This window comes from Nocardioides cavernaquae, assembly GCF_003600895.1.
Classification (GTDB): domain Bacteria; phylum Actinomycetota; class Actinomycetes; order Propionibacteriales; family Nocardioidaceae; genus Nocardioides; species Nocardioides cavernaquae.
In genome coordinates this window covers 612,650-634,954 of sequence record NZ_QYRP01000002.1, presented here as the reverse complement: position 1 = coordinate 634,954, position 22,305 = coordinate 612,650, and the positions used below count along the sequence as shown (strand labels likewise).

25 protein-coding genes and 1 tRNA gene are annotated in these 22,305 nt (G+C 68.1%); 18 read left to right on the top strand and 8 right to left on the bottom strand.

Translation table 11 applies throughout. The annotated features are described in order from the left end of the window. The first annotated feature begins 77 nt into the window (after positions 1-77). The 8 genes from hemG to D4739_RS03235 all read left to right on the top strand — a co-directional run bounded on the left by hemG (position 78) and on the right by D4739_RS03235 (position 6,732). A complete protein-coding gene (hemG, locus tag D4739_RS03270; protein ID WP_120059231.1) occupies positions 78-1,457 on the top strand; it encodes a protoporphyrinogen oxidase in 1,380 nt (459 codons plus the stop codon). A 5-nt stretch (positions 1,458-1,462) separates the two neighbouring features. Beyond that, the gene (gene hemQ / locus D4739_RS03265; RefSeq protein WP_120059230.1) at positions 1,463-2,182 is read left to right on the top strand and encodes a hydrogen peroxide-dependent heme synthase; all 720 of its coding nucleotides are present in this window, start codon (positions 1,463-1,465) and stop codon (positions 2,180-2,182) included. Positions 2,183-2,456: 274 nt separating this feature from the next. Beyond that, positions 2,457-2,933 carry a cysteine dioxygenase gene (locus D4739_RS03260; protein WP_120059229.1) on the top strand — a complete coding sequence of 159 codons (477 nt, stop codon included), beginning with the start codon at positions 2,457-2,459 and terminating at the stop codon, positions 2,931-2,933. A 420-nt stretch (positions 2,934-3,353) separates the two neighbouring features. Beyond that, the gene (locus tag D4739_RS03255; RefSeq protein ID WP_120059228.1) at positions 3,354-3,944 is read left to right on the top strand and encodes a hypothetical protein; all 591 of its coding nucleotides are present in this window, start codon (positions 3,354-3,356) and stop codon (positions 3,942-3,944) included. Positions 3,945-3,946: 2 nt separating this feature from the next. Further along, a complete protein-coding gene (locus tag D4739_RS16785) occupies positions 3,947-5,509 on the top strand; it encodes an exonuclease domain-containing protein (RefSeq protein WP_182920465.1) in 1,563 nt (520 codons plus the stop codon). Between the two features lie 94 nt (positions 5,510-5,603). Then, complete coding sequence (locus D4739_RS03245; protein WP_120059227.1) at positions 5,604-5,987, top strand: TIR domain-containing protein; 384 nt, start codon at positions 5,604-5,606, stop codon at positions 5,985-5,987. 23 nt (positions 5,988-6,010) lie between these two features. Beyond that, a complete protein-coding gene (locus D4739_RS03240) occupies positions 6,011-6,442 on the top strand; it encodes a RipA family octameric membrane protein (protein ID WP_220699222.1) in 432 nt (143 codons plus the stop codon). Then, positions 6,439-6,732 (top strand): DUF7701 domain-containing protein, encoded by a 294-nt coding sequence (locus D4739_RS03235; RefSeq protein WP_120059225.1) that lies wholly within the window; start codon positions 6,439-6,441, stop codon positions 6,730-6,732. Before D4739_RS03240 ends, D4739_RS03235 begins: the two co-directional genes overlap by 4 nt. Positions 6,733-6,793: 61 nt before the next feature. Here the strand turns inward: D4739_RS03235 and msrB are convergent, their stop codons facing one another. After that, positions 6,794-7,189 carry a peptide-methionine (R)-S-oxide reductase MsrB gene (gene msrB / locus D4739_RS03230; RefSeq protein ID WP_120059224.1) on the bottom strand — a complete coding sequence of 132 codons (396 nt, stop codon included), beginning with the start codon at positions 7,187-7,189 and terminating at the stop codon, positions 6,794-6,796. A gap of 86 nt (positions 7,190-7,275) precedes the next feature. Here msrB and ligD point away from each other — a divergent pair, with 86 nt between their 5' ends. Next, a complete protein-coding gene (gene ligD, locus D4739_RS03225; protein ID WP_120059223.1) occupies positions 7,276-8,355 on the top strand; it encodes a non-homologous end-joining DNA ligase in 1,080 nt (359 codons plus the stop codon). A gap of 5 nt (positions 8,356-8,360) precedes the next feature. Here ligD and D4739_RS03220 read toward each other — a convergent pair whose 3' ends face one another. The 3 genes from D4739_RS03220 to D4739_RS03210 form a co-directional block, all read right to left on the bottom strand. Next, positions 8,361-8,954, bottom strand: coding sequence for a hypothetical protein (locus D4739_RS03220; RefSeq protein WP_238473501.1), 594 nt, complete (start codon positions 8,952-8,954; stop codon positions 8,361-8,363). Positions 8,955-8,978: 24 nt separating this feature from the next. Continuing rightward, positions 8,979-10,091, bottom strand: coding sequence for an ATP-dependent DNA ligase (locus tag D4739_RS03215; protein WP_120059221.1), 1,113 nt, complete (start codon positions 10,089-10,091; stop codon positions 8,979-8,981). Between the two features lie 78 nt (positions 10,092-10,169). Continuing rightward, complete coding sequence (locus D4739_RS03210; RefSeq protein ID WP_120059220.1) at positions 10,170-10,643, bottom strand: hypothetical protein; 474 nt, start codon at positions 10,641-10,643, stop codon at positions 10,170-10,172. A gap of 327 nt (positions 10,644-10,970) precedes the next feature. Here D4739_RS03210 and D4739_RS03205 point away from each other — a divergent pair. Next, positions 10,971-11,049: transfer RNA gene (locus D4739_RS03205), tRNA-Gln, on the top strand. 29 nt (positions 11,050-11,078) lie between these two features. Beyond that, positions 11,079-13,148: an acyltransferase family protein gene (locus D4739_RS03200; protein ID WP_182920293.1), complete on the top strand. Its 2,070-nt coding sequence runs from the start codon at positions 11,079-11,081 to the stop codon at positions 13,146-13,148. 64 nt (positions 13,149-13,212) lie between these two features. On the opposite strand, the gene D4739_RS03195 is transcribed toward D4739_RS03200, so the two are convergent. Continuing rightward, entirely contained in the window at positions 13,213-13,542 is a 330-nt protein-coding gene (locus tag D4739_RS03195; RefSeq protein ID WP_120059218.1) for a hypothetical protein, read from the bottom strand. A gap of 171 nt (positions 13,543-13,713) precedes the next feature. Here D4739_RS03195 and glmU point away from each other — a divergent pair, with 171 nt between their 5' ends. Beyond that, positions 13,714-15,105, top strand: coding sequence for a bifunctional UDP-N-acetylglucosamine diphosphorylase/glucosamine-1-phosphate N-acetyltransferase GlmU (gene glmU, locus D4739_RS03190; RefSeq protein WP_120059217.1), 1,392 nt, complete (start codon positions 13,714-13,716; stop codon positions 15,103-15,105). 46 nt (positions 15,106-15,151) lie between these two features. Then, entirely contained in the window at positions 15,152-16,132 is a 981-nt protein-coding gene (locus D4739_RS03185) for a ribose-phosphate diphosphokinase (protein ID WP_120059216.1), read from the top strand. 152 nt (positions 16,133-16,284) lie between these two features. Here D4739_RS03185 and D4739_RS03180 read toward each other — a convergent pair whose 3' ends face one another. Further along, on the bottom strand, positions 16,285-16,905 hold the full coding sequence (locus tag D4739_RS03180) for a maleylpyruvate isomerase family mycothiol-dependent enzyme (protein ID WP_182920292.1): 621 nt from the start codon (positions 16,903-16,905) through the stop codon (positions 16,285-16,287). 125 nt (positions 16,906-17,030) lie between these two features. Between D4739_RS03180 and D4739_RS03175 the strand changes: the two genes are divergently transcribed. The 3 genes from D4739_RS03175 to pth all read left to right on the top strand — a co-directional run bounded on the left by D4739_RS03175 (position 17,031) and on the right by pth (position 19,072). Then, positions 17,031-17,465, top strand: coding sequence for a MarR family winged helix-turn-helix transcriptional regulator (locus D4739_RS03175; RefSeq protein WP_238473500.1), 435 nt, complete (start codon positions 17,031-17,033; stop codon positions 17,463-17,465). Positions 17,466-17,731: 266 nt separating this feature from the next. Then, entirely contained in the window at positions 17,732-18,355 is a 624-nt protein-coding gene (locus tag D4739_RS03170; protein ID WP_120059214.1) for a 50S ribosomal protein L25/general stress protein Ctc, read from the top strand. A gap of 132 nt (positions 18,356-18,487) precedes the next feature. Further along, positions 18,488-19,072: an aminoacyl-tRNA hydrolase gene (gene pth, locus D4739_RS03165; protein WP_120059213.1), complete on the top strand. Its 585-nt coding sequence runs from the start codon at positions 18,488-18,490 to the stop codon at positions 19,070-19,072. 27 nt (positions 19,073-19,099) lie between these two features. Here the strand turns inward: pth and D4739_RS03160 are convergent, their stop codons facing one another. Further along, a complete protein-coding gene (locus D4739_RS03160; RefSeq protein ID WP_120059212.1) occupies positions 19,100-19,624 on the bottom strand; it encodes an AMIN-like domain-containing (lipo)protein in 525 nt (174 codons plus the stop codon). Positions 19,625-19,756: 132 nt separating this feature from the next. Here D4739_RS03160 and D4739_RS03155 point away from each other — a divergent pair, with 132 nt between their 5' ends. After that, complete coding sequence (locus tag D4739_RS03155) at positions 19,757-20,545, top strand: 3'(2'),5'-bisphosphate nucleotidase CysQ (protein ID WP_120059211.1); 789 nt, start codon at positions 19,757-19,759, stop codon at positions 20,543-20,545. Positions 20,546-20,570: 25 nt separating this feature from the next. Here D4739_RS03155 and D4739_RS03150 read toward each other — a convergent pair whose 3' ends face one another. Further along, the gene (locus D4739_RS03150) at positions 20,571-20,924 is read right to left on the bottom strand and encodes a hypothetical protein (protein ID WP_120059210.1); all 354 of its coding nucleotides are present in this window, start codon (positions 20,922-20,924) and stop codon (positions 20,571-20,573) included. Between the two features lie 321 nt (positions 20,925-21,245). On the opposite strand from D4739_RS03150, the gene pstC reads away from it, so the two are divergent. Continuing rightward, entirely contained in the window at positions 21,246-22,301 is a 1,056-nt protein-coding gene (gene pstC / locus D4739_RS03145; RefSeq protein ID WP_238473499.1) for a phosphate ABC transporter permease subunit PstC, read from the top strand. Positions 22,302-22,305: the final 4 nt, after the last annotated feature.

The following is a 22,305-nucleotide window of genomic DNA, read 5'->3' as shown; positions in this document are numbered from 1 at the left end:
TCATGCTCGACCCGCGAACCGCGCTGGTGGGGCGGTACGCCGAAACTCGTGGCGGGACCGTTACGTAGGGTGAGCGCGTGAAGAGCGTCGTGGTCGTCGGTGGCGGCATTGCCGGTCTGGCTGCCGCGTGGGATCTCTCCGTCGACCACGCGGTGACGGTCCTCGAGGCGAGTGACCGCGTCGGGGGCAAGCTCCGGCTCGAGACGGTCGCCGGTGTGCGCGTCGATGTCGGCGCGGAGGCGATGCTCAACCGGCGCCCCGAGGGTGTGGCACTGGCGGGTGAGTTGGGGCTGTCGCTCGAGCACCCGGCCATCGCGTCATCCCGGCTCTGGACCCGGGGTTCGTTGCGGGCCTTGCCGCGTTCGCTGATGGGCGTGCCACTCGACGTCTCCGACCTTGCGTCCTCCGGCGTCCTCTCCGATGAGGGTCTTGCCCGGGTCCGTTCCGAGCCATCGCTGCCCTCGTCCTACCTCGCCGGTGATGTGAGCGTCGGCGCCCTGGTTGCCGAGCGGTTCGGTGACGAGGTCGTCGACCAGCTCGTCGAGCCGTTGCTGGGCGGCGTCTACGCCGGCCGCGCCCGCGAGATCTCGGCACGCGCCGCGGTGCCGCAGCTGGTGGCGATGGCCGCCCGCGGCTCGTTGCTCGAGGCCGCGGCGGCGCTGCCCGCGTCCGACGTACCCGTCTTCGCCGGCGTCACCGGCGGCATGGGCCTGCTGCCCGAAGCGCTCGCTGCGTCCGGCCGCTTCGAGGTCCGCACGTCGTCGCCGGTGCTGCGCGTCGCGCGCGTCGCGGTCGGCTTCGAGGTGACGCTGGAGTCGGACGAGGTCCTGACCGTCGACGCCGTCGTCATCGCCACCCCCGCTGCCGCGAGCGCCTTCCTGCTCATGGACCTCGCGCCCGACGCCGCCGCGGAGCTCGCCCGGGTCGAGTCCGCCGACGTCGCCGTCGTGACCTTCGCGGTCCGTGAGGTCGAGGCTCGGCCTCTGCTCGAGTTCGGTGCCTCGGGATTCCTGGTCCCGCCGGGGGAGCGGCGCGCGATCAAGGCGTCGACCTGGTCCTTCGCGAAGTGGGACTGGGTGCGTTCTGCGGGTCGGGGGGCCGGGGCTTTCGGTGAGGACCTGCTCTTCCTGCGCACCTCGCTCGGTCGCCATCGCGAGCGCGCGCTGCAGCTTGCGGACCACCTGCTCGAGGTGGGTTCGCTGACCGATCTCCATGCGGCGACCGGGGTTCGCCTGGAGCCCGTTGCGACGCAGGTGCAGCGCTGGCCCGCCGGCCTGCCGCAGTACGCCGTCGGCCACCTCGACCGGGTCGCCCTGATCCGTGCCGGTGTCGCTGCGGTGCCCGGGCTCGCGGTCTGCGGCGCGGCGTACGACGGAGTGGGCATCCCCGCCGTCATCTCCTCGGCCCGTGCGGCAGCGGACCGCGTCCGGACGGCCACCGGCGGCCCGGCAGAATAGGCCGCATGACCGACCCGCAGGCCCACATCCAGTCCAACGCCGCGAAGATCAACGAGCTCAACGACACCATCCGCTACACGATGTGGTCGGTGTTCAAGCTCTCCGACGTCCTGGGCGACGCGGATCGCAAGACCGAGGCCGTCGAGCTTTCTGCACTCCTCGACGAGCTGGCCGTGGCCGATGTCACCACCCGCGGTGTGTACGACGTCGCCGGGCTTCGTGCTGACGCAGATGTCATGTTCTGGCTCCACGCATCCACGTCGGATCAACTGCAGGATGCCTACCACCGGATCCGTCGCACCGCCTTCGGCCGTCGTCTCGCGCCGGTCTGGTCGCAGATGGCGCTGCACCGGCCGGCCGAGTTCAACCGCTCGCACCTCCCGGCGTTCCTCGCCGACGAGCGCGCCCACGCCTACGCCGCGGTCTACCCCTTCATCCGCTCCTACGAGTGGTACCTCCTCGACGAGAAGGAGCGTCGCCGTCTCCTCGCCGAGCACGGTGGCATGGCTCGCGACTACCCGGACGTCCGCGCCAACACCGTGCCCGCGTTCGCACTGGGTGACTACGAGTGGATGCTGGCGTTCGAAGCAGATGACCTCTCGCGCATCGTCGACCTGATGCGTCACCTGCGCGGCTCCGAGACGCGTCGCCACGTCCGCGAAGAGGTGCCGTTCTACACCGGCGCCCGCGTCGAGATCGCGGACCTGCTCGACCGCCTGCCCTGACCCTCCCGTCGACACGGCGCGACGTTGCCGTCGACACGGCGCGACTTTCGCGACGACACGGCGCTTCGTTTGAACGAGGCACGAACCTAGCGACGTCTCGACCCGGACTTTGCGCCGTGTCGAGGCCAAGGTTGCGCCGTGTCGGCATTGGCTTGGCAAAGTCTAGGGATTTGATATAGATTCAGCATCATGAACGTCGAACGCTGTTGTCGCTGTCGTTGAGCACCGCTCCGTCCGCTGACCTCCACCACTCGACGTACCCGAAGGACCTCTCATGTCTCGCATCACCACGATCACCCCTGCCGCCCGCACGTCGCCGCTGGCGATCCTCCCGCTGCTCGAGGCGCTCCGCGACCACGCGGACGACCCGGTTCTCTACGAGCTGCTCGACGAGCCGACCGACGAGCGCGAGTTCTTCCTGCTGCAGCAGAACGAGGACTACCAGCTCTGGCTGATCTCCTGGCCGCCCGGCAGCAGCACCGGCTGGCACGACCACGGCTCCGCCGCAGGCGCCTACACCGTCCTGGCCGGCAGCCTCGTCGAGCAGGAGTGGGACGGCAGCCTCCAGCTCACCGACGTCGGCCCGGGCGACGCACGGGCGTACGCCGCGGGGCATGTGCACGACGTGAAGAACCGCAGCAACGAGCCGGCGTTGTCGCTGCACGCCTACTCGCCGCGGCTGGACGCGATGAACCGCTACGTCTTCCGCGGCGACAGGGTCGAGCTCATCGCCGCCGAACCCGGCCGCTGACGTCGAACGAAGCGACCGACGTCTCGACGGTCAGGAGTCGGTCGGGTCCAGGGTCAGGGAGATGCTGTTGATGCAGAACTCCAGGATTACGGACAACTCGGAAACGCCTTCGCGCGCGGTGCGGATCGCGAAGGTCGTCGGTGTCAGTCGAGCAGCCGTCTACCGGGCTCTGGCTGACCAAGCCTCGTGAGAGAAGGGCCCCACCCTTAGGTTCGCCGGTCTCGCGGAAAGGCCGCCCGGTCGCTCCGGCACGTGTCATGTGAACGACCGAGACAGTGTCCAGGAGAGGTAGACCCATTGGGGCCACGTGCCTGGGCTGCCGGAGTAGTCCTTATCCCCGTTCGGGTAGTTGTGTGCTGTTCCGCTGCGATGTGTCGGGTGTCGTGGCTAGCCTCGCGCCACCGAAGGAAGCGAGGGAACATGCGAAGCATCGTCACAATCGACCGCCAGTCGGCTGACGAGTCGGTCGCCATCTGGGTGACGAGCCGGGGAGGCTCGCATGCCGTTCACGCCAACGCGGTCGTCATTGAGTCGGATGACCCGATGTTGGTCGAGAAGGTCCGCTCGCTGACGCGATGTGCGGTGGTCCTGGTTACCGCTGGAACGACCCTGGACGGCTTCCCGGTCGACGGAATGCCGCTGTCCGAAGAGCATCTGCACGGCTTCATCGCTGAGATCGAGGAACACCGCTCGCGTATCTCCTCGGTAGTCGCCGACTACAAGAGGAAGTCACGTTCCCGAACGCTCACCGAGCCGGAGTTCCCGGCGATTTCTCCGGTCGATGGGGCAGATTCTCATCTGACCGCAAGTGAGCGGGCGTTCGCGCTGGCCAACGAGGTTATGAGGCTTTGGTCGGCTTGGCTGGAGACCGATGAGGAGCGCAGGAAGCGGACTGTTCAACCAAGGACAGGCCTGACCCCTTGGGTGATGCCTATTGACATGAACAACGCGAAGATCCCGGATTTCCCAGACCGCTTCCTTGCGGCCATGACAGTTCAGTCCGTGGTGTGAGCATGTTCGACTTCGTTGCCATCGACTTCGAGACCGCGAACGCCTACCGCGGTTCGCCGTGCTCCGTCGGCCTTGTCCGCGTGCGCAATGGCAAGACAGTCGACGAGAAGCACTGGCTGATCCGCCCCCCGGAGCGGGTGGACCACTTCGACCCGTGGAACTCAGCCCTCCACGGCATCACCGCCGAGATGGTTGAGCTCGCGCCCCGCTGGCAGGACGTGTTGCCCTTCATCGTCGACTTCATCGGGGATGACGTCGTCGTCGCGCACAACGCGGGCTTTGATATTGGAGTCATCCGATACGCGTGCGCTGTCGCCAACATCGAGTGGCCCGAGATGCGGTTCCTCTGCACCCTGGTGATGGCGCGCCGAGCCCTCAGACTTCCGACGTACAGGTTGCCGTTCGTGGCGGAGTCCCTTGGGTTTGCGCTTGAGGACCACCACGACGCACTCGCAGACGCGCGGGCCGTGGTCGACGTGATTACCGGCCTTGCGGGGGAGCAGGGCGCTACGGACCTTGCGTCGCTTGCCGAGTCGGTCGGCGTGGGAATCGGCCGCATGAGTAGTGGCATCTACAAGGGCAGCGTTGCTCTTGGCTCGGGAGGCAGGGGTTTCGCGCCCATTGAGGTCAATGCCGACGCTGACGCGGACGGCTACCTCTATGGGAGGGTCGTTGTGTTTACAGGAACTCTCATGTCGATGACGCGGGATATAGCCCGCCAGGAGTGCGCCAAGGTTGGTGCCATTCCGGAGCAGAGCACCACGCTGCGGACAAATGTACTCGTGGTGGGCGACATAAACCCGGCAGTCCTGAGGCCGGGGTCCAACGTCACGGGGAAAGCTCGAAAGGCCTTCGAACTGCAGGACAAGGGGCAAGAGATTGAGGTCATGACTGAGGATGACTTCCTCCGCTGCCTCGAAGGAAAGCCGCTCGGTGGAGCGGATGAACTCATCGCTGCCTCGGACGCTCAGATGCCTGCAAAGACGCCAAGTCGGCTGCGTTCGGTGCCGATCGAGTCCCGGCCTGCTCCCAAGTGGCCCCAGCCTCCAAAGCCGCTGCGCCGGAAGCCGATTCCAACCGACCAGTCGTGCTCGGCTGAGGGCTGCGGGCGCGGCGCTGCGTTCAAGACCCGGACCAAGCCGACATGGTGCGCAGAGCACATCATCGAGATCCAGCGGGACGGGGGAATCCGCCCACTCGAGTCCTTCACACATCCCGATGACTGGCAGTTGACGGAGTGTCTGACATGCTCCGTATCGGCTCACTACCGGTTCAATTACACGGTTGAGAAGAACGGTTGGGGCGAGCGCACGTGCCGTGCGTGCTACTGGCGCAAGTGGGCGGCGGAGACGCGGGCCCTTCAAGGCGCGTGGGCTAGGCGAGACCCGGTTTACGATGAAGAGGCTCGGGCGGTGGCCGAGGACAACGGCTACGAGTACCTAGGGCCCCTAACCGCCCCGTCGTTGCCTGACGACCCGCACCATGTTCGCTGCCGCCGGTGTACGAAGGTCAGCGCTGAGCGCCTGGGCGACATCCAGTTCGGGTGTACCTGTAGGCCCCGGTGACGGGTCTGTGTCGGTGCCATCTGGTGCACTTCGGCTCATGGGCTGGCAATTCATCCATCCGCTCGAATCGCGCACACAGAGAAGGACTCAAGATATGGCAACCCGAGTGTTCGTCAGTTACGACTACGACAACGACTCGTTCCTGAAGGAGGCGCTGGTCGGCCAATCAAGGCTGCCGGACTCGCCGTTCGCGATTTCGGACTACTCGATCAAGGTCGCTTCGCCTGGTTGGAAGGACGAGGCGCGGCGCAGGATCGCGGCGAGCAGCGTGGTTGCAGTGATCTGCGGCAAGCACACCCATGGTGCTGTGGGTGTGGCGTACGAACTGAGCGTCGCGCAGGAACTGGGCAAGCCTTACTTCCTCTTGGCTGGCTACAGCGGCGGTGTGAACCGGAAGCCGACCTCTGCCAAGCCTGCCGACAAGACCTACAACTGGACCTGGGCCAACCTGAAACTGTTGATCGCAGGCAACCGTTGAGCACTCCTGGCGCGGATCCCGGGTTGCTCGACCTGTACAAACTCGCCGTTGAGATGGCTGATCGCGTCTCGGCGAGGCGGGGCGCTGCGAACACGTTCTTCCTCAGCGTTCAGGGCGCGGTCGTTGCGGCGCTCGGCTTTCTCTCCAGCCAGTCGCCTGAGCCCGCCAAGCGGTATCTCATCGCGATGTGTGTGGTGGGAGTTGCTGCCAGCCTTGTCTGGTTCCTTCTGCTCCGGAGTTACCGCGACCTGAACCGGGCCAAGTTCGAGGTGATCCTTCGTCTGGAGCATGACCTCCCCGTCGCTCTGTTTGCAGATGAGTGGTCCTCTCTCAAGAAGGACCCGATTGCCCGCTGGCGCGGCAGGTACGCGGAACTAGGCTCGGTAGAGCGACTCGGCCCTGCCTTATTTGGCGCTATCGATCTTGTCCTGGCTTCGTTCATCCTGTTCTCATGACGACGTACCTCGACCAACTTGCCGAGCGTGTTCGGTTAGCCGTTCCCGCCGAGGTAGGCATCCCAGACGCGTCAGATGATCTGTTCCGCCTCTATGCCCTTCTGGCGCGGGTCAAAGGCGAATCCGTTACCCGACGAGACGTCCATGATGCGTGGGTGGCGTGGATGCAGGCGAAGGGCGAACGACACGAGTCGATGGTTTCGTTCGACGATTTGGCACCTGACATTCAGGCTGAGGATGAACCATTCGTTCAGGCCATCCGCACTGCCTCAGGACCGGACGAATCCTGACAGATGAGACAGGTCCGGCCCGACGTGAAGATGGACCAAATCTGCTTCCCAGACTGACCTGCTACTTCTCATCCAAAATGAGGCTGATCGAGTTGATGCAGTAGCGGTCACCCGTCGGGGTGCCGTAGCCATCGGGGAAGACGTGCCCCAGGTGTGAGCCGCAGTTGGCGCAGCGCACCTCGGTCCGCTTCATGCCGTGGGTGTTGTCCTCGATGTACTCGATCGCGTCGGACTCGGGCTGGTAGAACGACGGCCAGCCGCAGCCGGAGTGGAACTTGGTGTCGCTGCGGAAGAGCTCGGCCTGGCAGGCCTTGCACTTGTAGACACCGGTCGTCTCGGTGTCGGTGTACTCACCGGTGAACGCGCGCTCGGTGCCGGCCTTGCGCAGCACCTGGTACTCGTCCTTGGTCAGCTGCTCGCGCCACTCGGCGTCGGACTTCTCCACGTCATATCCCACGCCCCCGAGCCTACCTACCCGAGTCGAGTGCGCAGGTGGTCGCCATCTCCAGATGGCTGCGCACTCGACTCGGATACCTTGGGCGCATGCCGAAGGCGCCAGCAGCAGAGGTGATCGCAGGGGGCCGCGCGGTCCGCATCTCCAGCCCGGACCGGGTGATCTACGAGGCGACCGAGCGGACGCCCGCGATCACCAAGCTCGACGTGGCGGAGTACTTCGCTGCCGTCGGTGATGCGATGCAGGAGTGGGTCCACAACCGGCCGACCGCGCTCGAGCGCTGGCCCGACGGCTGGCGCGAGGGCATGAAGCTGGCGACCGGCCCGCAGGACAAGGATGCCGAAGGCTTTTACCAGAAGCGGATCCCCCGGGGCGCTCCCGACTGGGTCGAGACCGCACGCATCGCCTTCCCGAGCCGGCGCACTGCCGACGAGGTCTGCCTGACCGAAGCGGCGACTGCTGTCTGGGCGGCCCAGATGGGCACGCTCACCTTCCATCCGTGGCCCTGCCGTCGTGACGACACCGATCACCCCGATGAGCTCCGCATCGATCTCGACCCGCAGCCCGGCACGACCTTCACCGACGCGGTCCGGGTCGCCGGCGCTGCTCGCGATCTCCTCGTCGAGCTCGGCCTCACCGGCCTGCCGAAGACCAGCGGCAACCGGGGCGTCCACGTCTTCGTCCCGATCCGGCCCGAGTGGACCTTCGAGGAGGTCCGTCACGCCGCGCTCGCCTTCGGCCGTGAGCTGGCCAAGCGCGACCCCGCGCGAGTGACCACCGCGTGGTGGAAGGAAGAGCGCGGCCAGCGGATCTTCGTCGACTTCAACCAGAACAACCGCGACCGCACGATCGCCAGCGCCTACTCGCTGCGCCCGCTTCCGGGAGCGCCCGTCTCCACCCCGGTGACCTGGGAGGAGCTGTCCGGGATCACCGACCCCCGGGTCTTCAACCTCGTCACGGTCCGGGAGCGGATCGCGGCCGGCGACTTCCCGACGTACGCCGCGGAGCAGGGCGACCTGACTCCGCTGCTCGACCTGTGGGAGGCGGATCCGAGCGAGGCGAACTGGCCGCCGGACTACCCGAAGATGCCCGGCGAGCCACCTCGCGTGCAGCCCAGCAAGAAGGTCGCCGAGCACTGGGACTCAGCCGGCAACCGCATCACTGAGTAACGGGACTAGAACCCGCTGACGCCCTCGCCTCCGCCCGCGGACTGCTCCTCGAGGGTCTCGTGCTCGATCAGGTGCAGAACCGGAACGCCGAGCTTGCGCCGCGCGCGGGACGTCCAGTCCATGTGGAAGAACTCGGCAACCAGGTGCGCGCGCGTCAGGATGATCGCCTCGCGGCCGTCGACCTCGGTGACCTTGGCGGCGAGCGCATCGACCGGTGCCTCGTGGACGATGTTGCCGACCACCTCCGCGCCGATCGACCGCAGCGCCGCGATGCTCGCGTCGAGGGCGTCCTGCGACTCGGCCTCGCACTCCTCGCGGACCTTCTTGATGTCGATGTCGGCCATCGCCGGCGGCGGGGCCAGCATCACCTCGCCAGCGGCGAGCGAGCCGAGGGTCGCCTCGACGCGTGCTGCGGCGTCCTCGACCGGGATCAGGAGGTGGTAGCGGACCTCCTGGTCGAGATCCAGCTCCTCGTGCAGGCTGACGACCTCACGGGCGTCGACCTCGCTGAGCGCCTGCTCGGCGAGCAGGACGACGTCGTACTTCGGCTCGTTCGCGGAACTGCTTGCGGGACTCGTCGGATCAGGCATTTCATCCATCGGTATCGCCTCCTGCACCCCACTCTAGGGTGCGCCGAGGACCTCCGACAGGTCGTAGGAGACCGGTTCGTCGAGCTGCTCGTAGCCGCATGACTCCGGGTCGCGGTCGGGCCGCCACTGCTTGAACTGAGCGGTGTGCCGGAAGCGTCGTCCCTCCATGTGGTCGTAGCCGACCTCGACCACGCGCTCGGGCCGCAGCGGGACGAACGAGAGGTCCTTGCCCTGGCTCCAGCGGCTCTGCGTGCCGGGCGTGCGGCCCGGGTTGGCGGTCAGGAACTCCGCCCAGTGCCCCCACGGGTGCTCGCTCAGGTCACAGACCAGAGGAGCGAGTTCCTCGATCAGCTCGGCCCGGCGCCTGGCAGTGAAGCTCGCGGCGACGCCGATGTGCTGCAGCCCCTCGGGGGTGTAGAGCCCCAGCAGCATGCTCCCGAGCAGCGGCGCCTCGGGCGTGGAGGTCTTGTGCAGCCGGAAGCCGGCGAGCACCACGTCGGCGGTCCGCTCGTGCTTGATCTTGAGCATGGTCCGCGCGTTGGGCTGGTACGCCGCGTCGAGGGGCTTCGCGACCACACCGTCGAGCCCCGCGCCCTCGAACTTCTCGAACCACTGCTCCGCGATGTCCGGATCGGTAGTCGTGCGGGTCAGGTGCACGCGCGCGCCGCGACCGGTGACCTCACTGACTTCAGTGATCGGCGCGAGCGTCGCCAGCGCTGACTCGAGGGCCGCGCGGCGTTCGGCGAACGGCCGCTCGACGTACGACGTGTCCCCGAGCGCGAGGAGATCGAACGCGACGTACTCAGCGGGCATCTCGGCGCTGAGCTTCGCGACCCGTGAGGCGGCGGGGTGGATGCGCTCCTGGAGTGCCTCGAACTGGAGGCGGTCCGCAGATGCGACGAAGAGCTCACCGTCGAGGACGCAGCGGTCGGGCAGCTGCTCGCGCATCGCCGACACCACCTCGGGGAAGTAGCGCGTCAGTGGCTTGGTGTTGCGGCTGGTCAGCTCGATCTCGTCGCCGTCCTTGAAGACCAGGCAGCGGAATCCGTCCCACTTCGGCTCGAAGCTCAGGTCGTCACGGTGGGGAACACCCTTGACCGACTTCGCGAGCATCGGGAGGACGGGCGGCATCACGGGCAGGTCCATGTGCCGAGCCTAGGACTGACGACGTGGGAGGGAGGCGCCCCGACGGGGGATTGACCAGGGCGCCTCCCGGTCTGGTGATCAGCCGCTCGTGCTGAAGAACGTCTTCGGCGGGTTCGAGAGGAACGTGATCGTGTAGGTGTAGCTGAAGTCGACGTCGGTGATGACGGTGTTCCAGTTGCCGTTCGGGCAGGTGCCCGCGGGGACAGAGGTGTCAGCGCTCGCTGACAGCTGCGGGATGACCAGCTTGCCGTTCTTGGGCTCGAGCTGGCCGCTCGTGGCACTCGACTGGTTCGTCGTGTCGTGCGGCGGGACCCACTTGTCATTCGTGCCGGGGTTGTGGCACTCGACCGAGACAACGGTGAAGACGTTCAGTGTCGCGACGGCGTTGTAGTTGCCGACCCCAGCGATGGTCGAGCTGTCGCAGGTGACGGTGTCGCCGGAGACGTGGCACGCGGGGGCGGTCTTCATGAAATGGGGGCCGGCTGCGCTCGCGGGGGCGGCGAACGCGAACAGGCTCGTCAGGATGGCGATGATGAGGGACAGGCGCTTCATGGTGGTGCTCCTGGGTCAGGGAGGGAGTGCGCCCGAGCGCGCGGAGCAAGAGGTGAGGGCACCTCGTTCCACACCTTTCGCCGAACCGCCATCGGCCAACAGGCCCGTCTGTGGTCATTCCCGGCTCTGGGGACCGGACGAGGGTGTCGCCCGGGGCGATGCCTGCCCGGTTGTCCGGGGAACCCCGGACAGCCGGTCCATTGGCCCCGGGTCGGTTCGGGCACTTCCGCCGCCGCGCTCTAGGGTGGGACTGCCGTCTCCGCCGGATGCAAGGGGTGCGTCCACTGTTCCCAGTGGTAACCCCGGTCTTCGGTGGTCATCGGTCTTTCCCCGGTTGGTCTGCCGGCAGGGCCCGCCTGACTTTGAATCAGGACTAGCGACGTAGGTTCGACTCCTACCCGGGGAGCAAGTGTCAGCGCGATGTACCGTCTCCCGGTGCGCCCGACTCCTGCGACCGACGGATTCCGACCGGACATCCAGGCCCTGCGCGCCCTCGCCGTTGGCGGGGTCGTCGTCTTCCACCTCTGGCCTGGAGCCCTGCCCGGCGGCTACGTCGGTGTCGATGTCTTCTTCGTGATCAGCGGCTTCCTGATCACCGGCCACCTGCTGCGCGAGCGGGCGGTCGAGGGCCGCGTGCACGTCGGGCACTTCTGGGCACGACGGGCCCGCCGGCTCCTGCCCGCGTCCTTGCTGGTGCTGCTGGTCTGCACCATCGCGACCGTGACCCTCGTGCCTGCCCCGCTCCGCCTGCAGAACCTGCGCGAGATCGCGGCGTCGGCGCTCTACTCCGAGAACTGGCGTCTCGCGCTCGACTCGGTCGACTATCTCGCCGAGGAGAACAGCTCCTCGCTGGTGCGCCACTTCTGGTCGCTCTCCACGGAGGAGCAGTTCTACCTCGTCGTTCCCCTGCTCCTGCTCGCCGTCTTCGCGATCGCCCGCCGCGCACGCCCCGAGCGCGCCGTCGCGGTCGCACTCGGCGCAGTGGTGGTGCTCTCGCTCGCGTACTCGATCTGGCTCACGGAGACCACGCCCGGCGTCGCCTACTTCTCGACCTTCACCCGCGCCTGGGAGTTCGCCGCGGGCGGCCTCCTCGCGGCGGCGGACCCCCGTCTCCCGACGAAGCTGCTGCGCCCGGCAGCCCTCCCGGCACGGGTGCGCGCTGTCGCAGTTCCCGGCACGATCGCCTGGGTCGGCATCGGCCTCGTCGCCGCGGCGTACGTCGCGTTCTCGGGGCAGACCGCGTTCCCGGGGTGGGCGGCGGCGCTGCCGGTTGTCGGCACGGCGCTCGCGCTCTGGGCCGGCCCCGCCTCGGCGCTCGCACGGATCGGGGCGTGGGCGCCTGTGGCGCTGGTCGGCCGGGTCTCCTACGCGATCTACCTGTGGCACTGGCCGCCGATCATCCTGATGCCTCTCGTGACCGGTCACGACCTCACGCACGTCGAGAAGGTCGCCATTGCCGTCACGACGGTCGCCGTGGCCTGGTTCTCGACGAAGTACGTCGAGGAGCCGGTGCGGTTCGCGCCCCGTCTGCGTGGCTCGCGCACAGCCATCGCCGTCAGCGCGGTCGGCGTCGTCGTGGTGGCTGGCCTGGCTCAGGGTGCCGCGACCGCGCAGAAGCGTGATGACGAGCGGCTCGCCTCGACCGTGGAGCGTTTCAAGGCGTCACCGCCCCGTTGCCTGGGTGCCCAGTCGCGCGATGCCGCGCTGGCGCCCTGTGTGAACCACGACCTCGACGGCCTGCTCGTGCCGCAGCCCGCAGTGGCTGCCAGCGACGACGAGAACCGTGCGCGTTGCTGGGGCATGGAGCGTGACCAGGCCCGCGTCTGCACCGTGGTCGCGCCGAAGGACTACACACGCACGATCCTGACCGTCGGCGACTCGCACGCCAACACGCTGATCGGGGTCTACGAGAAGGTCGGTCGCGCACACGGCTGGCGGGTGATGTCGGCAGGGCTGGGCGGCTGCTACCTCACCGAGGCCGAGCAGCTGCAGCCGTCCGCTGCGCACGCCGCCACGTGCCGCGCATGGAAGGAGTCGGTCCTCGACTGGGCCGGCACGAACACCCCGGACGCCGTGATCGTGACGCACTCGTCCGGCGACCGGACCGTCGTGGCGCCCGCGGACCAGATGGAGAAGGTCACCGTCGACGGGATGGTCGCGGCGTGGGAGCGGCTCCCGGACGTGCCGGTCATCGCGATCGTCGACAACCCCAAGGTGCCGCGCGACACGCAGGTCTGCGTGGACCGCGACCACGCCACGGCCAACGAGCGCTGCTCCGTGCCGAGGTCGATCGCCTTCAGCCGGTTCGACGGCCAGGCCGAGGCCGTGAAGCGCTTCCCGCGCGCGACCCTCGTCGACCTGTCCGACTTCTACTGCGACGAGACGATGTGCCCACCGGTGATCGGGCACGTGCTGGTCTACCGCGACGCCTCACACGTGACGGGCACCTGGGCGGCCACGCTCACGCCGTACATCGACCGGGCGGTCAGCGCAGTGATGCGCTGATCGCAGCGTCGTCAGCCCGCAGTCAGTTCCGGGCGGTCAGTTCCGGGCGGTCAGCGCCGGGCCGTCAGTGCCCGCCGCCGCCCGGCTTGCAGGAGTCGCCCGGGTGCAGGCCGATCGTCCCGAGTAGCGCTCGCGTCTCGGGGTCGACCTGGCCCCAGTTCTGGGTGCGGGTGAACCCGTCCCCGTCGGGGACGTCGGGGTTGCCGCTGTAGGTGTCGTTGAGCCCGGAGAAGGCACAGATCGAGGAGCCGTTGAGGTGCCCGTCCTCGTCCTTGAGGCTCTGGCCGTTGCCGGTCCATTCGCCAGCGGAAGCCGCTGTGGTGCTGAGCGCGATGAGGGCGAACGCCGCTGCGGCGCCACCCGCGAGCGGCCGGATCAGGCTGGTGCGGTGCATGGGGGACTCTCCCGGGGGAACGGGCGTCGGCCGGTTGTCGGCGCCGGGTGACCTTTCGACGCTAGGAACCCGGGGGTGAGCGCGCAATGACACCCGCAGGTGGTCAAGGACCGGGGCGCCCCGGAGTGCGCCCCAGAGTCATCGGCCCGGGGGACCGGCTAGCCTCGGCGTGTGAGCAGCAACGACCTGACCGTCATCGTCCTGGCCGCTGGCGGCGGCACCCGGATGAAGTCCAAGACCATGAAGGTGCTGCACCGCATCGGCGGCCGCAGCATGATCGGCCACGTCCTCACCGCGGTCTCGGCGACGGAACCGACGCGGGTGGTCGCGGTGGTCGGCACGCAGCGTGAGCAGGTCGGTCCGCATGTGCTCGAGTACGCCCCCGCCGCAGTGCTCGCGGTGCAGGAGACACAGGACGGCACCGGCCACGCGGTCCGCGTCGCCGTCGAATGCGTCGGCACGCCGCTGAGCGGGACCGTCCTCGTGGTCACGGGCGACACGCCGCTGCTGCGTGGCTCGTCGCTGGCCTCGTTCGTCGAGGCCCACGTCGAGAGTGCTGCTGCCGTCAGTGTTCTGACCGGCATCGTGCCGAACCCGTTCGGCTACGGCCGCATCGTGCGCGACTCGACCGGCGGCGTCGACGCGATCGTCGAGGAGAAGGACGCCACGCCTGCGCAGCGGGAGATCGCAGAGATCAACTCCGGGATCCTGGCCTTCGACGCGGCCTTCCTGAGCGAGGCCCTCGGCCAGCTCACCAACGACAACGCCAACGGCGAGTACTACCTCACCGACACGGTGAAGATCGCCCGCGCCGCCGGCCGTCCGGTCGCCGCGCACCCGGTCGAGGACGTGCGGGAGACCGAGGGCGCCAACGACCGAGCCCAGCTCGCCGAGCTCGGGCGGGTGCTCAACCAGCGCATCGTCACGCAGTGGATGAAGGACGGCGTCACGATCATGGACCCGGCCACCACCTGGATCGAGTCCGACGTGGTGCTCGAGCCCGACGTCACGATCCTGCCGGGCACGCAGCTCCTCGGTGCCACCGTCGTCCGTGAGGATGCCGTGATCGGTCCGGACACGACGCTCGAGGACTGCGAGATCGGAGCAGGGGCTCGCGTCGTACGCACGCATGGGCAGTTGGCTGTCATCGGCATGGAGGCGACTGTCGGGCCGTTCTCCTACCTGCGCCCCGGCACCGTGCTCGGTGCCGCCGGCAAGATCGGCGCCTTCGTCGAGACCAAGAACGCCCAGATCGGCAACCGCTCCAAGGTGCCGCACCTCTCCTACGTCGGCGACGCGGAGATCGGCGAGGACTCCAACATCGGGGCCGGCACGATCTTCGCCAACTACGACGGCAAGAAGAAGCACCGCACGAAGATCGGCAGCCGCACCAAGACCGGCTCCAACAACACCTTCATCGCGCCCGTCGAGATCGGTGACGACGCGATGACAGGCGGCGGCACGACCGTGCGCAGCGACGTACCTTCGGGTGCTCTGGCAGTGTCGTCCGGGCCGCAGCGCAACCTCGAAGGCTGGACCGGGCGCAACGACGCAGATTGTTGAGGCAGAATTGGCCGCGGCGGCGAGGGCATTGGCGAGGAGCTACAGGGTGACGGCATACACGAAGACCACCGAGAAGAACCTGATGGTCTTCAACGGTCGAGCGCACCCGGACCTCGGTCACGCGGTGGCGGCCGAGCTCGGCGTCCACGTGGTGCCCACCTCGGCCTACGACTTCGCCAACGGCGAGACCTACGTCCGCTACGAGGAGAGCGTCCGCGGTTGCGACGCGTTCGTCATCCAGAGCCACACCGCTCCGATCAACTCCTGGATCATGGAGCACCTGATCATGGTCGACGCGCTCAAGCGTGCCTCGGCCAAGCGGATCACCGTCGTGCTGCCGTTCTGGGGCTACTCGCGCCAGGACAAGAAGCACCGTGGCCGTGAGCCGATCTCGGCCCGTCTGGTCGCCGACCTGTTCAAGACCGCCGGCGCCGACCGCATCATCACCGTCGACCTGCACGCCGACCAGCTCCAGGGTTACTTCGACGGCCCCGTCGACCACCTGATGGCCCTGCCGATCCTGGCCGACTACATCAAGGAGAAGTACGGCGACCAGGAGCTCGCGGTCGTCTCCCCGGATGCCGGCCGGATCAAGGTCGCCGAGCGCTGGGCCCGTCGCCTCGGTGGCGTGCCGCTGGCGTTCATCCACAAGACCCGCCGCACCGACGTCGCCAACGAGGTCGTCGCCAACCGTGTCGTCGGTGACGTGCGCGGCAAGATCTGCGTCCTCACCGACGACATGATCGACACCGGCGGGACCATCGTGAAGGCCGCCGAGGCGCTCATGGCCGATGGTGCCGCGGGTGTGGTCATCGCGGCGACCCACGCGATCCTCTCCGACCCCGCTGTCGACCGGCTGAAGAACAGCCCGGCCATCGAGGTCGTCGTCACCGACACCCTGCCGATCGCCGACGACCGTCGCTTCGACAAGCTGACCGTCCTCCCGATCGCGCCCATGCTGGCCCGCGCGATCCGAGCGGTGTTCGAGGACGGCTCCGTCACCTCGATGTTCGACGGCCAGGCGTAGTTCGTCGAGACGACGACTGCGCGAGCGGCAAGTCGAGCTTGCTCGTGCTTGTCCGAGCGAGTGCGCACGTCGCAAGTGTGGCGTTGACACGGCGCAAAGTTGGCGTTGACACGGCGCAAAGTTGGCGTTGACACGGCGCAAAGTCGGCGCCGTCAGGGGAGTAGCGCGACGCCGTCGCCGGTCAGCTCCTTCGCGACTCGCCCTCGGCCAGTGCTCACGAGCAGCAGCTCCTGCATGGGCCCGCTGACTGTCGGGCCGCGCCCGCGCGCCCAGTCGGCGTCGGTGGCGACGAGGCGGACGTGGCCGGTGCGCCAGCCCATCATCCGCGCGTGAAGCCGGGCCCGGTCGGCGGCGACGATTGCGGCGTCGACAGGCATGTCGTGGGCGAGCCCGAGCGGTCGGAGGATGTCCTGCGTGTGCACGAGTACGTCGAGCATCGGCTCGATCCGGGTCGTCACGGGCACGTGGCGCAGGGACCCGTCGTACGTCTCGAAGTCGGCGAGCACCAGCTCGCGTGTCTGGTCGGTGCTCCAGTCCTTCACTGCGCGATAGAGCATCGTGTTGTAGCTGTGGCCCAGGTTGCGGACGGTCATGCGGCCGATGTCAGACCAGCCGATCTGGGGGTTGGAGATGATGTGCGCCGCGACGTCGAGCACTGTCCATCCCGGGCACACGCTCTCCTGCTGCCAGGCCTCCGGGGGCAGGTCGGAAAGCAGCGACGCGAGGGCGCGGCGTTCGCGGTGGATGTGCTGCCAGGTCGTCGCGGGGTCCATGCCCCTCCTCCTGTGCGCCCGGCCAGTCTGCGCCGTTGTGCTCATCACTGCCCCAATCGTCAGCCTACCTGACTAAATAGTCAGGTAGGCTGACTTAACTGTCAAGACCCGCGCAAGGAGGACCTGTGGCCGACCAGCTCCATCCCGGCGTACTCATGTTCGTCGCCGTCCGCCACATCGAGACCCGCGTCGTCGACGCGATCGTCGCTGCCGGGTTCGACGACATCACGCTGGCCCAGGCGCGCGTCGCGGCACGGATCGGGGACGAGGGGTCGCGGCTCACAGAGCTGGCCGCGGCTGCTCAGGTCACCAAGCAGACGGCCGGGGCGATGGTCGACCAGCTCGAGCGGGCGGGGTACGTCGAGCGGATCCCCGACCCCTCGGACGCCCGGGCGAAGCTGGTGCAGTTCGCGCCGCGAGGCCGTGAGGTGCTCGCGGTGGCGAGGCGAGTGGAGGAAGAGATCCGCGCGGAGTGGGAGCAGCACCTCGGCGTACGTCGCCTGCGCGAGCTCACCGACTCGCTCGAGAAACTGCGGGAGATCACCGATCCCTGGGCGTGAGCCTCCCAACTTGCGCCGTGTCGACGTCGAGGTTGCGACGTGTCGGCATCGAAGTTGCGACGTGTGGACGATTTGGGGGGCACGGCGGATGCGGCGTACGCTTCTCCAGTTGCCTCGGCGAGGGAATGCCCCAGTGATGGGGAGTTCCGTGATCGACAGGGCTGGTTCTCTCCGGAGCGCTGTGCTGCTGTCATGAGCACGGCGCTCTTTGTGCGTTCCGGACCGGTGGCCCCCACATCGTCACCACCCACCGCACAGGAGTTCACATGTCTGCCTCGACTTCCGAGTCCCACATCAAGGCCTCGACCCGCACCGAGTTCGGCAAGGGCGCTGCCCGCCGTGCCCGTCGCGACGGTCAGATCCCCGCGGTCATCTACGGCCACGGCAACGACCCGGTCCACATCACCCTCCCGTCGCACCAGACGACGATGGCGATCAAGCACCTCGGTGCCAACGCCGTTCTCGACCTGACCGTCGACGGCGCCGAGTCGCTCGCGCTGGTCAAGGCGATCCAGGTCGACCCGATCAAGCGCGTCATCGAGCACATCGACTTCGTCGTCGTCATCAAGGGCGAGAAGGTCACCGTGGACGTCCCGGTCCTCACGGTCGGTGACGCCGAGAAGGGCACGCTGGTCCAGATCGAGAACAACACCATCTCGCTCGAGGCCGAGGCCACCCACATCCCCGAGTCGGTCGAGGTCGACATCGAGGGCCTCAAGGCCGGCACGCAGATCCTCGCCAGCCAGCTCGTCCTGCCCAAGGGCTCGACGCTGCTCGCCGACGCCGACCTGCTCATCATCAACGTCACCGGTGAGGTCGAGGCTGACCTCGGCGAGATCGCCGAGGTCGAGGGCGAGGAGGGCGAGTCCGCCGAGGCTGCCTCGGAGTGACCTCCCGGCGCCGGCTGTGAAGCCCGCGCCCACCGGTAACGCCCTGTCCAGCGCACTTCTGCCGCACTCTGCGGCGGCGGAGGTTGCGCGGACGGGGCGTTGCTCGTTCCACGGGTCCGCGATACTTCTCCCATGAGTGAGAGCGACGTCTGGCTGGTTGTCGGCCTGGGCAACCCCGGTCCGTCGTACGCCGGGCACCGGCACAACGTGGGCTACCTGGTGACGGACGTGCTGGCCGAGCGCATGGGATCGAAGTTCAAGTCCCACAAGACCGGCCGCGCCGACGTGGTGGAGGGACGGCTCCAGCCGGGCGGTCCACGCGTCGTACTGGCACGGGCGCGTTGCTACATGAACGAGTCCGGGGGGCCGGTCAAGGCGCTCGCCTCGTTCTACAAGGTCGAGCCCGACCACGTGATCGCCATCCACGACGAGCTCGACATCGCGTTCGGCACGCTGCGCGTCAAGCTCGGCGGCGGCGACAACGGGCACAACGGCCTCCGCTCGATGCGCTCGTCCCTCGGCACTGGTGACTTCTTCCGGGTGCGGGCCGGCATCGGACGACCTCCCGGTCGCCAGGAGGTCGCCGATTTCGTGCTGTCCAACTACTCCACGGTCGAGAAGAAGGAACTTCCGTTCCAGGTCATCGACGCGGCCGATGGCGTCGAGTGCCTGATCGCCGAAGGACTCGAGAAGACCCAGCAGCGCTTCAACTCCTGACCTGTTCGACGTCAGCAGTGCTTGAAGTCAGCAGTGCTTGAAGTCGATGACGATCCGCTGCGGCTCGTGCAACCGCATGACGCGGTACGGCGCCCTGGTCGATCCGTCGCAGGACAGCCCGAAAGCGAAGTTCACGTAGCCCTCGTAGTCGCCGGTGAACGCGATCGCCTTCAACGTCCGGAAGCCGGGACGCGCGATTCTCGGACCCGTGTACGTCGACGTGCCGTCGTTGCGGTGGGCGTAGGCGGGGTTGAAGGTGATCCCGAGCCCGCCGCGGATCGGCACCAGCGCACCGCTGCCGTCGTAGTAGAACCTCGCGCCGTAATGGGTCCGGTAGCTCGGAAGCTTGCCGCGGACATCGATGACGACCCGGTCGAAGCCCGGGTGCGTGGCGTAGCGGAGGGCCGTGATTCTCGGTAGGCCGCCGTTGGGGTTGGTCCAGCTGGTCGGTGCGTTCTGCCAGGCCGGTGCGCTCGTCGCGGGGGCGGGCGTTGCGACGGTGGCGCCGATCAACAGGGAAGTGGCCAGGGCGGCCAGGATGCGGCGCATCATGAGGGGCTCCTCTCCTCGAATGGGGGTCATCGGTGAGACGCCCAGCTCGGCCGTCTGGTTGGCACGCGTCGTGTGAGCTCGCGTGGAGAGGCCCTGGCGCTCAGCCGCACTCGCACGCCGTAGGGTTGCCGCGTGACTTTCTCGCCTGCGCCCGACGCCGCTGCCACTGACGACCACGTCCTCGCCACCTGGCTGGCCACGGTCGCGGGTGAGTGCCTGCTCGAGGTGCGCGCCACGTCGGGGCTGGAGGGCAAGGAGCTCAAGGACGCCGGCGACATGGCCGCGCACGACCTGCTGATGTCACTGGTTGCCGAGCACCGGCCCGACGATGCCGTCCTCTCGGAGGAAGCCCTCGAGAGCGCGGCCGACAAGAGCGCCCGTCTCTCCGCGAGCCGGGTCTGGATCATCGACCCGCTCGACGGGACCCGCGAGTTCTCCGAGGTCCCGCGCGAGGACTGGGCCGTCCACGTCGCGCTGTGGCAGGACGGCGAGCTCGTCGCCGGAGCGGTCGCCCAGCCGGCGCTGGGGGAGACCTTCAACACCGGCACCCCGCCGGTCGTGCCTGCGTCGACGGCCAGCCGTCCGCGCATCGCGGTCTCGCGGAGCCGCCCGCCGGCCTTCGTCGCCGCGCTGGCTGAAGAACTCGACGCGGAGCTCGTGCCGATGGGTTCGGCCGGCGTCAAGGTGCTGAGCGTGGCGCGGGACATCACCGATGCCTACGTGCACGCCGGTGGTCAGTACGAGTGGGACTCCGCCGCCCCCGTGGCGGTCGCCCGCGCTGCAGGGCTCTTCACCTCTCGTGTGGACGGCACTCCGCTGGTCTACAACCAGGAGGACGTCTACCTCCCCGACCTGATCGTCTGCCGGCCCGAGCTGGCCGAGCGCATCGTCGCCTTCGTGAAGGCCCACGGCACCGACTGATCGTCCGGCAGAGGGTCGGAGAGCGTCAGCGGCAGCGGATCCAGAGCGCCACGTCGGCGGTGGTGCGCCCGTCGGGTAGCCGGATGTCGCGGTAGCCGATCTCCACGTCAGCCTTGCGCCCCGGCGTACGGAGGCAGGGCGGGTCGCCCTTGCCCACCTTCGAGCCGGACACCCACGGGATCCGGCGTACGTCGAACACGAACTGCTGCTCGTCGTCCTCGGTCGATGCGCGGCCGAAGCCGTTCTCGTACGTCGCGGTGGCATCGACCGTCTTCAGCGGCGCCGGGCCCAGGGTTGCTCGCGTCGATCCGAGCCAGACGCCCACGACGACGCCGGCCAGCCCGACCAGCACACTGAGCTTCACGAGTCGCCCGATCATGAGCGCACCCTAGGGCACCGGGAGTCCACAAGGTTGCGACGTGTCGGCGTCCAGATTGCGACGTGTCGACGTCGAGGTCGCGACGTGTCGGCGTCCAGGTTGCGACGTGTCGACATCGAGGTCGCGACGTGTCGACGGGCGTCTCCTGACTAGACCAGGTGTCGCGTGGATCACGCGCCGAGCGTGAACGCTGAGCGCGGTGCGGGCATGTTCCACCGCCGGGGGCTCCGCGTTCAACGTATGTCCACCTTGTGCGGACTGTCCGTTCTTCGAAGTTGATCACGGTTCATCCGATCTCGCCCTACGAGCCGGAATGACAGCGTGACCACCCTTCGCACCGACCTGATGCCGGAGGCTGCCCCCGTAGGGCCGCCGCCCGAGCCTCGACGCATTTCTCGCAAGGCCTCCGGCGCGGACGCCGTCTTCGAGAACACCTCCCGGGTCGTCGGTGCCACCGTGCTCGTCATCACCGGCGGAGTGGGCCTCTTCCTGGCCTGGCAGGCTGTCCCGACCCTGCGCCACTACGGGTTCTCGTTCTTCACCGAGAGCCAGTGGTCGCCCGAGACCGATGTCCTCGGCATCGCCGCAGTCCTCACCGGGACGATCTCGGTCGCGCTCGTCGCGATGGTCTTCGCCGTGCCCCTGGCGCTCGCGACCGCGCTCTACATCAGTGAGTACGCGCCGCCGAAGATCCAGTCGACGCTCGTCTCGATGATCGACCTGATGGCCGCCGTGCCGTCGATCGTCTACGGGCTGTGGGGCTTCTTCCTCGTGATGCCCTACGCCGGCGACTTCGCGGTCTTCCTCCAGCAGTACCTCGGCTGGATCCCGCTCTTCCGGGTCAACACCGTCAGCGACTCGGGCGCGATCGTGATCGCGGACCCGCACGCGGCCGTCACGGACGCGACCCGCTACATCTCCAGCTCGTTCTGCGCCGGCATCGCCGTCGCGATGATGGTCATGCCGATGGCCTGCGCGGTCATGCGCCAGGTCTTCTCGCAGACCCCGCCGGGGGAGAAGGAAGCAGCGCTCGCGCTGGGCTCCACCCGCTGGGGCATGATCCGCTCCGTCGTACTCCCGTTCGGCCGCGGCGGCATCATCGGTGGCACCATGCTCGGCCTCGGCCGCGCGCTCGGCGAGACGATCGCGGTCCTGCTCATCCTCTCGCCCGAGTTCGTGATGAAGCCCCGCTTCCTCGAGGTCGGCGGAAGCACCGTCAGCGTGCTGATCGCGGGCCGTTTCGGAGAGGCGAGCGCATCGCAGCTCTCCGCGCTCCTGGCCGCCGGCTTCGTTCTCTTCGTGATCACGCTCGGCGTCAACACCCTCGCGGCGATGGTCGTCGCCCGGAGCCGCTCGGGCGCAGGAGCTGAGGCGTGATGCA

Excerpts from the sequence above, each read along its gene's own strand:
- D4739_RS16785 (WP_182920465.1), top strand. The coding sequence starts at position 3,947 with ATGTTCGACTTCGTTGCCATCGACTTCGAGACCGCGAACGCCTACCGC.
- pth (WP_120059213.1), top strand. The coding sequence starts at position 18,488 with ATGAGTGAGAGCGACGTCTGGCTGGTTGTCGGCCTGGGCAACCCCGGT.
- D4739_RS03210 (WP_120059220.1), bottom strand. The coding sequence starts at position 10,643 with ATGAAGCGCCTGTCCCTCATCATCGCCATCCTGACGAGCCTGTTCGCG.
- D4739_RS03180 (WP_182920292.1), bottom strand. The coding sequence starts at position 16,905 with ATGGACCCCGCGACGACCTGGCAGCACATCCACCGCGAACGCCGCGCC.
- D4739_RS03170 (WP_120059214.1), top strand. The coding sequence starts at position 17,732 with ATGTCTGCCTCGACTTCCGAGTCCCACATCAAGGCCTCGACCCGCACC.
- D4739_RS03255 (WP_120059228.1), top strand. The coding sequence starts at position 3,354 with ATGCGAAGCATCGTCACAATCGACCGCCAGTCGGCTGACGAGTCGGTC.
- D4739_RS03220 (WP_238473501.1), bottom strand. The coding sequence starts at position 8,954 with ATGGATGAAATGCCTGATCCGACGAGTCCCGCAAGCAGTTCCGCGAAC.
- D4739_RS03195 (WP_120059218.1), bottom strand. The coding sequence starts at position 13,542 with ATGCACCGCACCAGCCTGATCCGGCCGCTCGCGGGTGGCGCCGCAGCG.
- D4739_RS03260 (WP_120059229.1), top strand. The coding sequence starts at position 2,457 with ATGTCTCGCATCACCACGATCACCCCTGCCGCCCGCACGTCGCCGCTG.
- D4739_RS03160 (WP_120059212.1), bottom strand. The coding sequence starts at position 19,624 with ATGATGCGCCGCATCCTGGCCGCCCTGGCCACTTCCCTGTTGATCGGC.
- D4739_RS03245 (WP_120059227.1), top strand. The coding sequence starts at position 5,604 with ATGGCAACCCGAGTGTTCGTCAGTTACGACTACGACAACGACTCGTTC.
- hemQ (WP_120059230.1), top strand. The coding sequence starts at position 1,463 with ATGACCGACCCGCAGGCCCACATCCAGTCCAACGCCGCGAAGATCAAC.
- D4739_RS03150 (WP_120059210.1), bottom strand. The coding sequence starts at position 20,924 with ATGATCGGGCGACTCGTGAAGCTCAGTGTGCTGGTCGGGCTGGCCGGC.
- ligD (WP_120059223.1), top strand. The coding sequence starts at position 7,276 with ATGCCGAAGGCGCCAGCAGCAGAGGTGATCGCAGGGGGCCGCGCGGTC.
- D4739_RS03235 (WP_120059225.1), top strand. The coding sequence starts at position 6,439 with ATGACGACGTACCTCGACCAACTTGCCGAGCGTGTTCGGTTAGCCGTT.
- D4739_RS03215 (WP_120059221.1), bottom strand. The coding sequence starts at position 10,091 with ATGGACCTGCCCGTGATGCCGCCCGTCCTCCCGATGCTCGCGAAGTCG.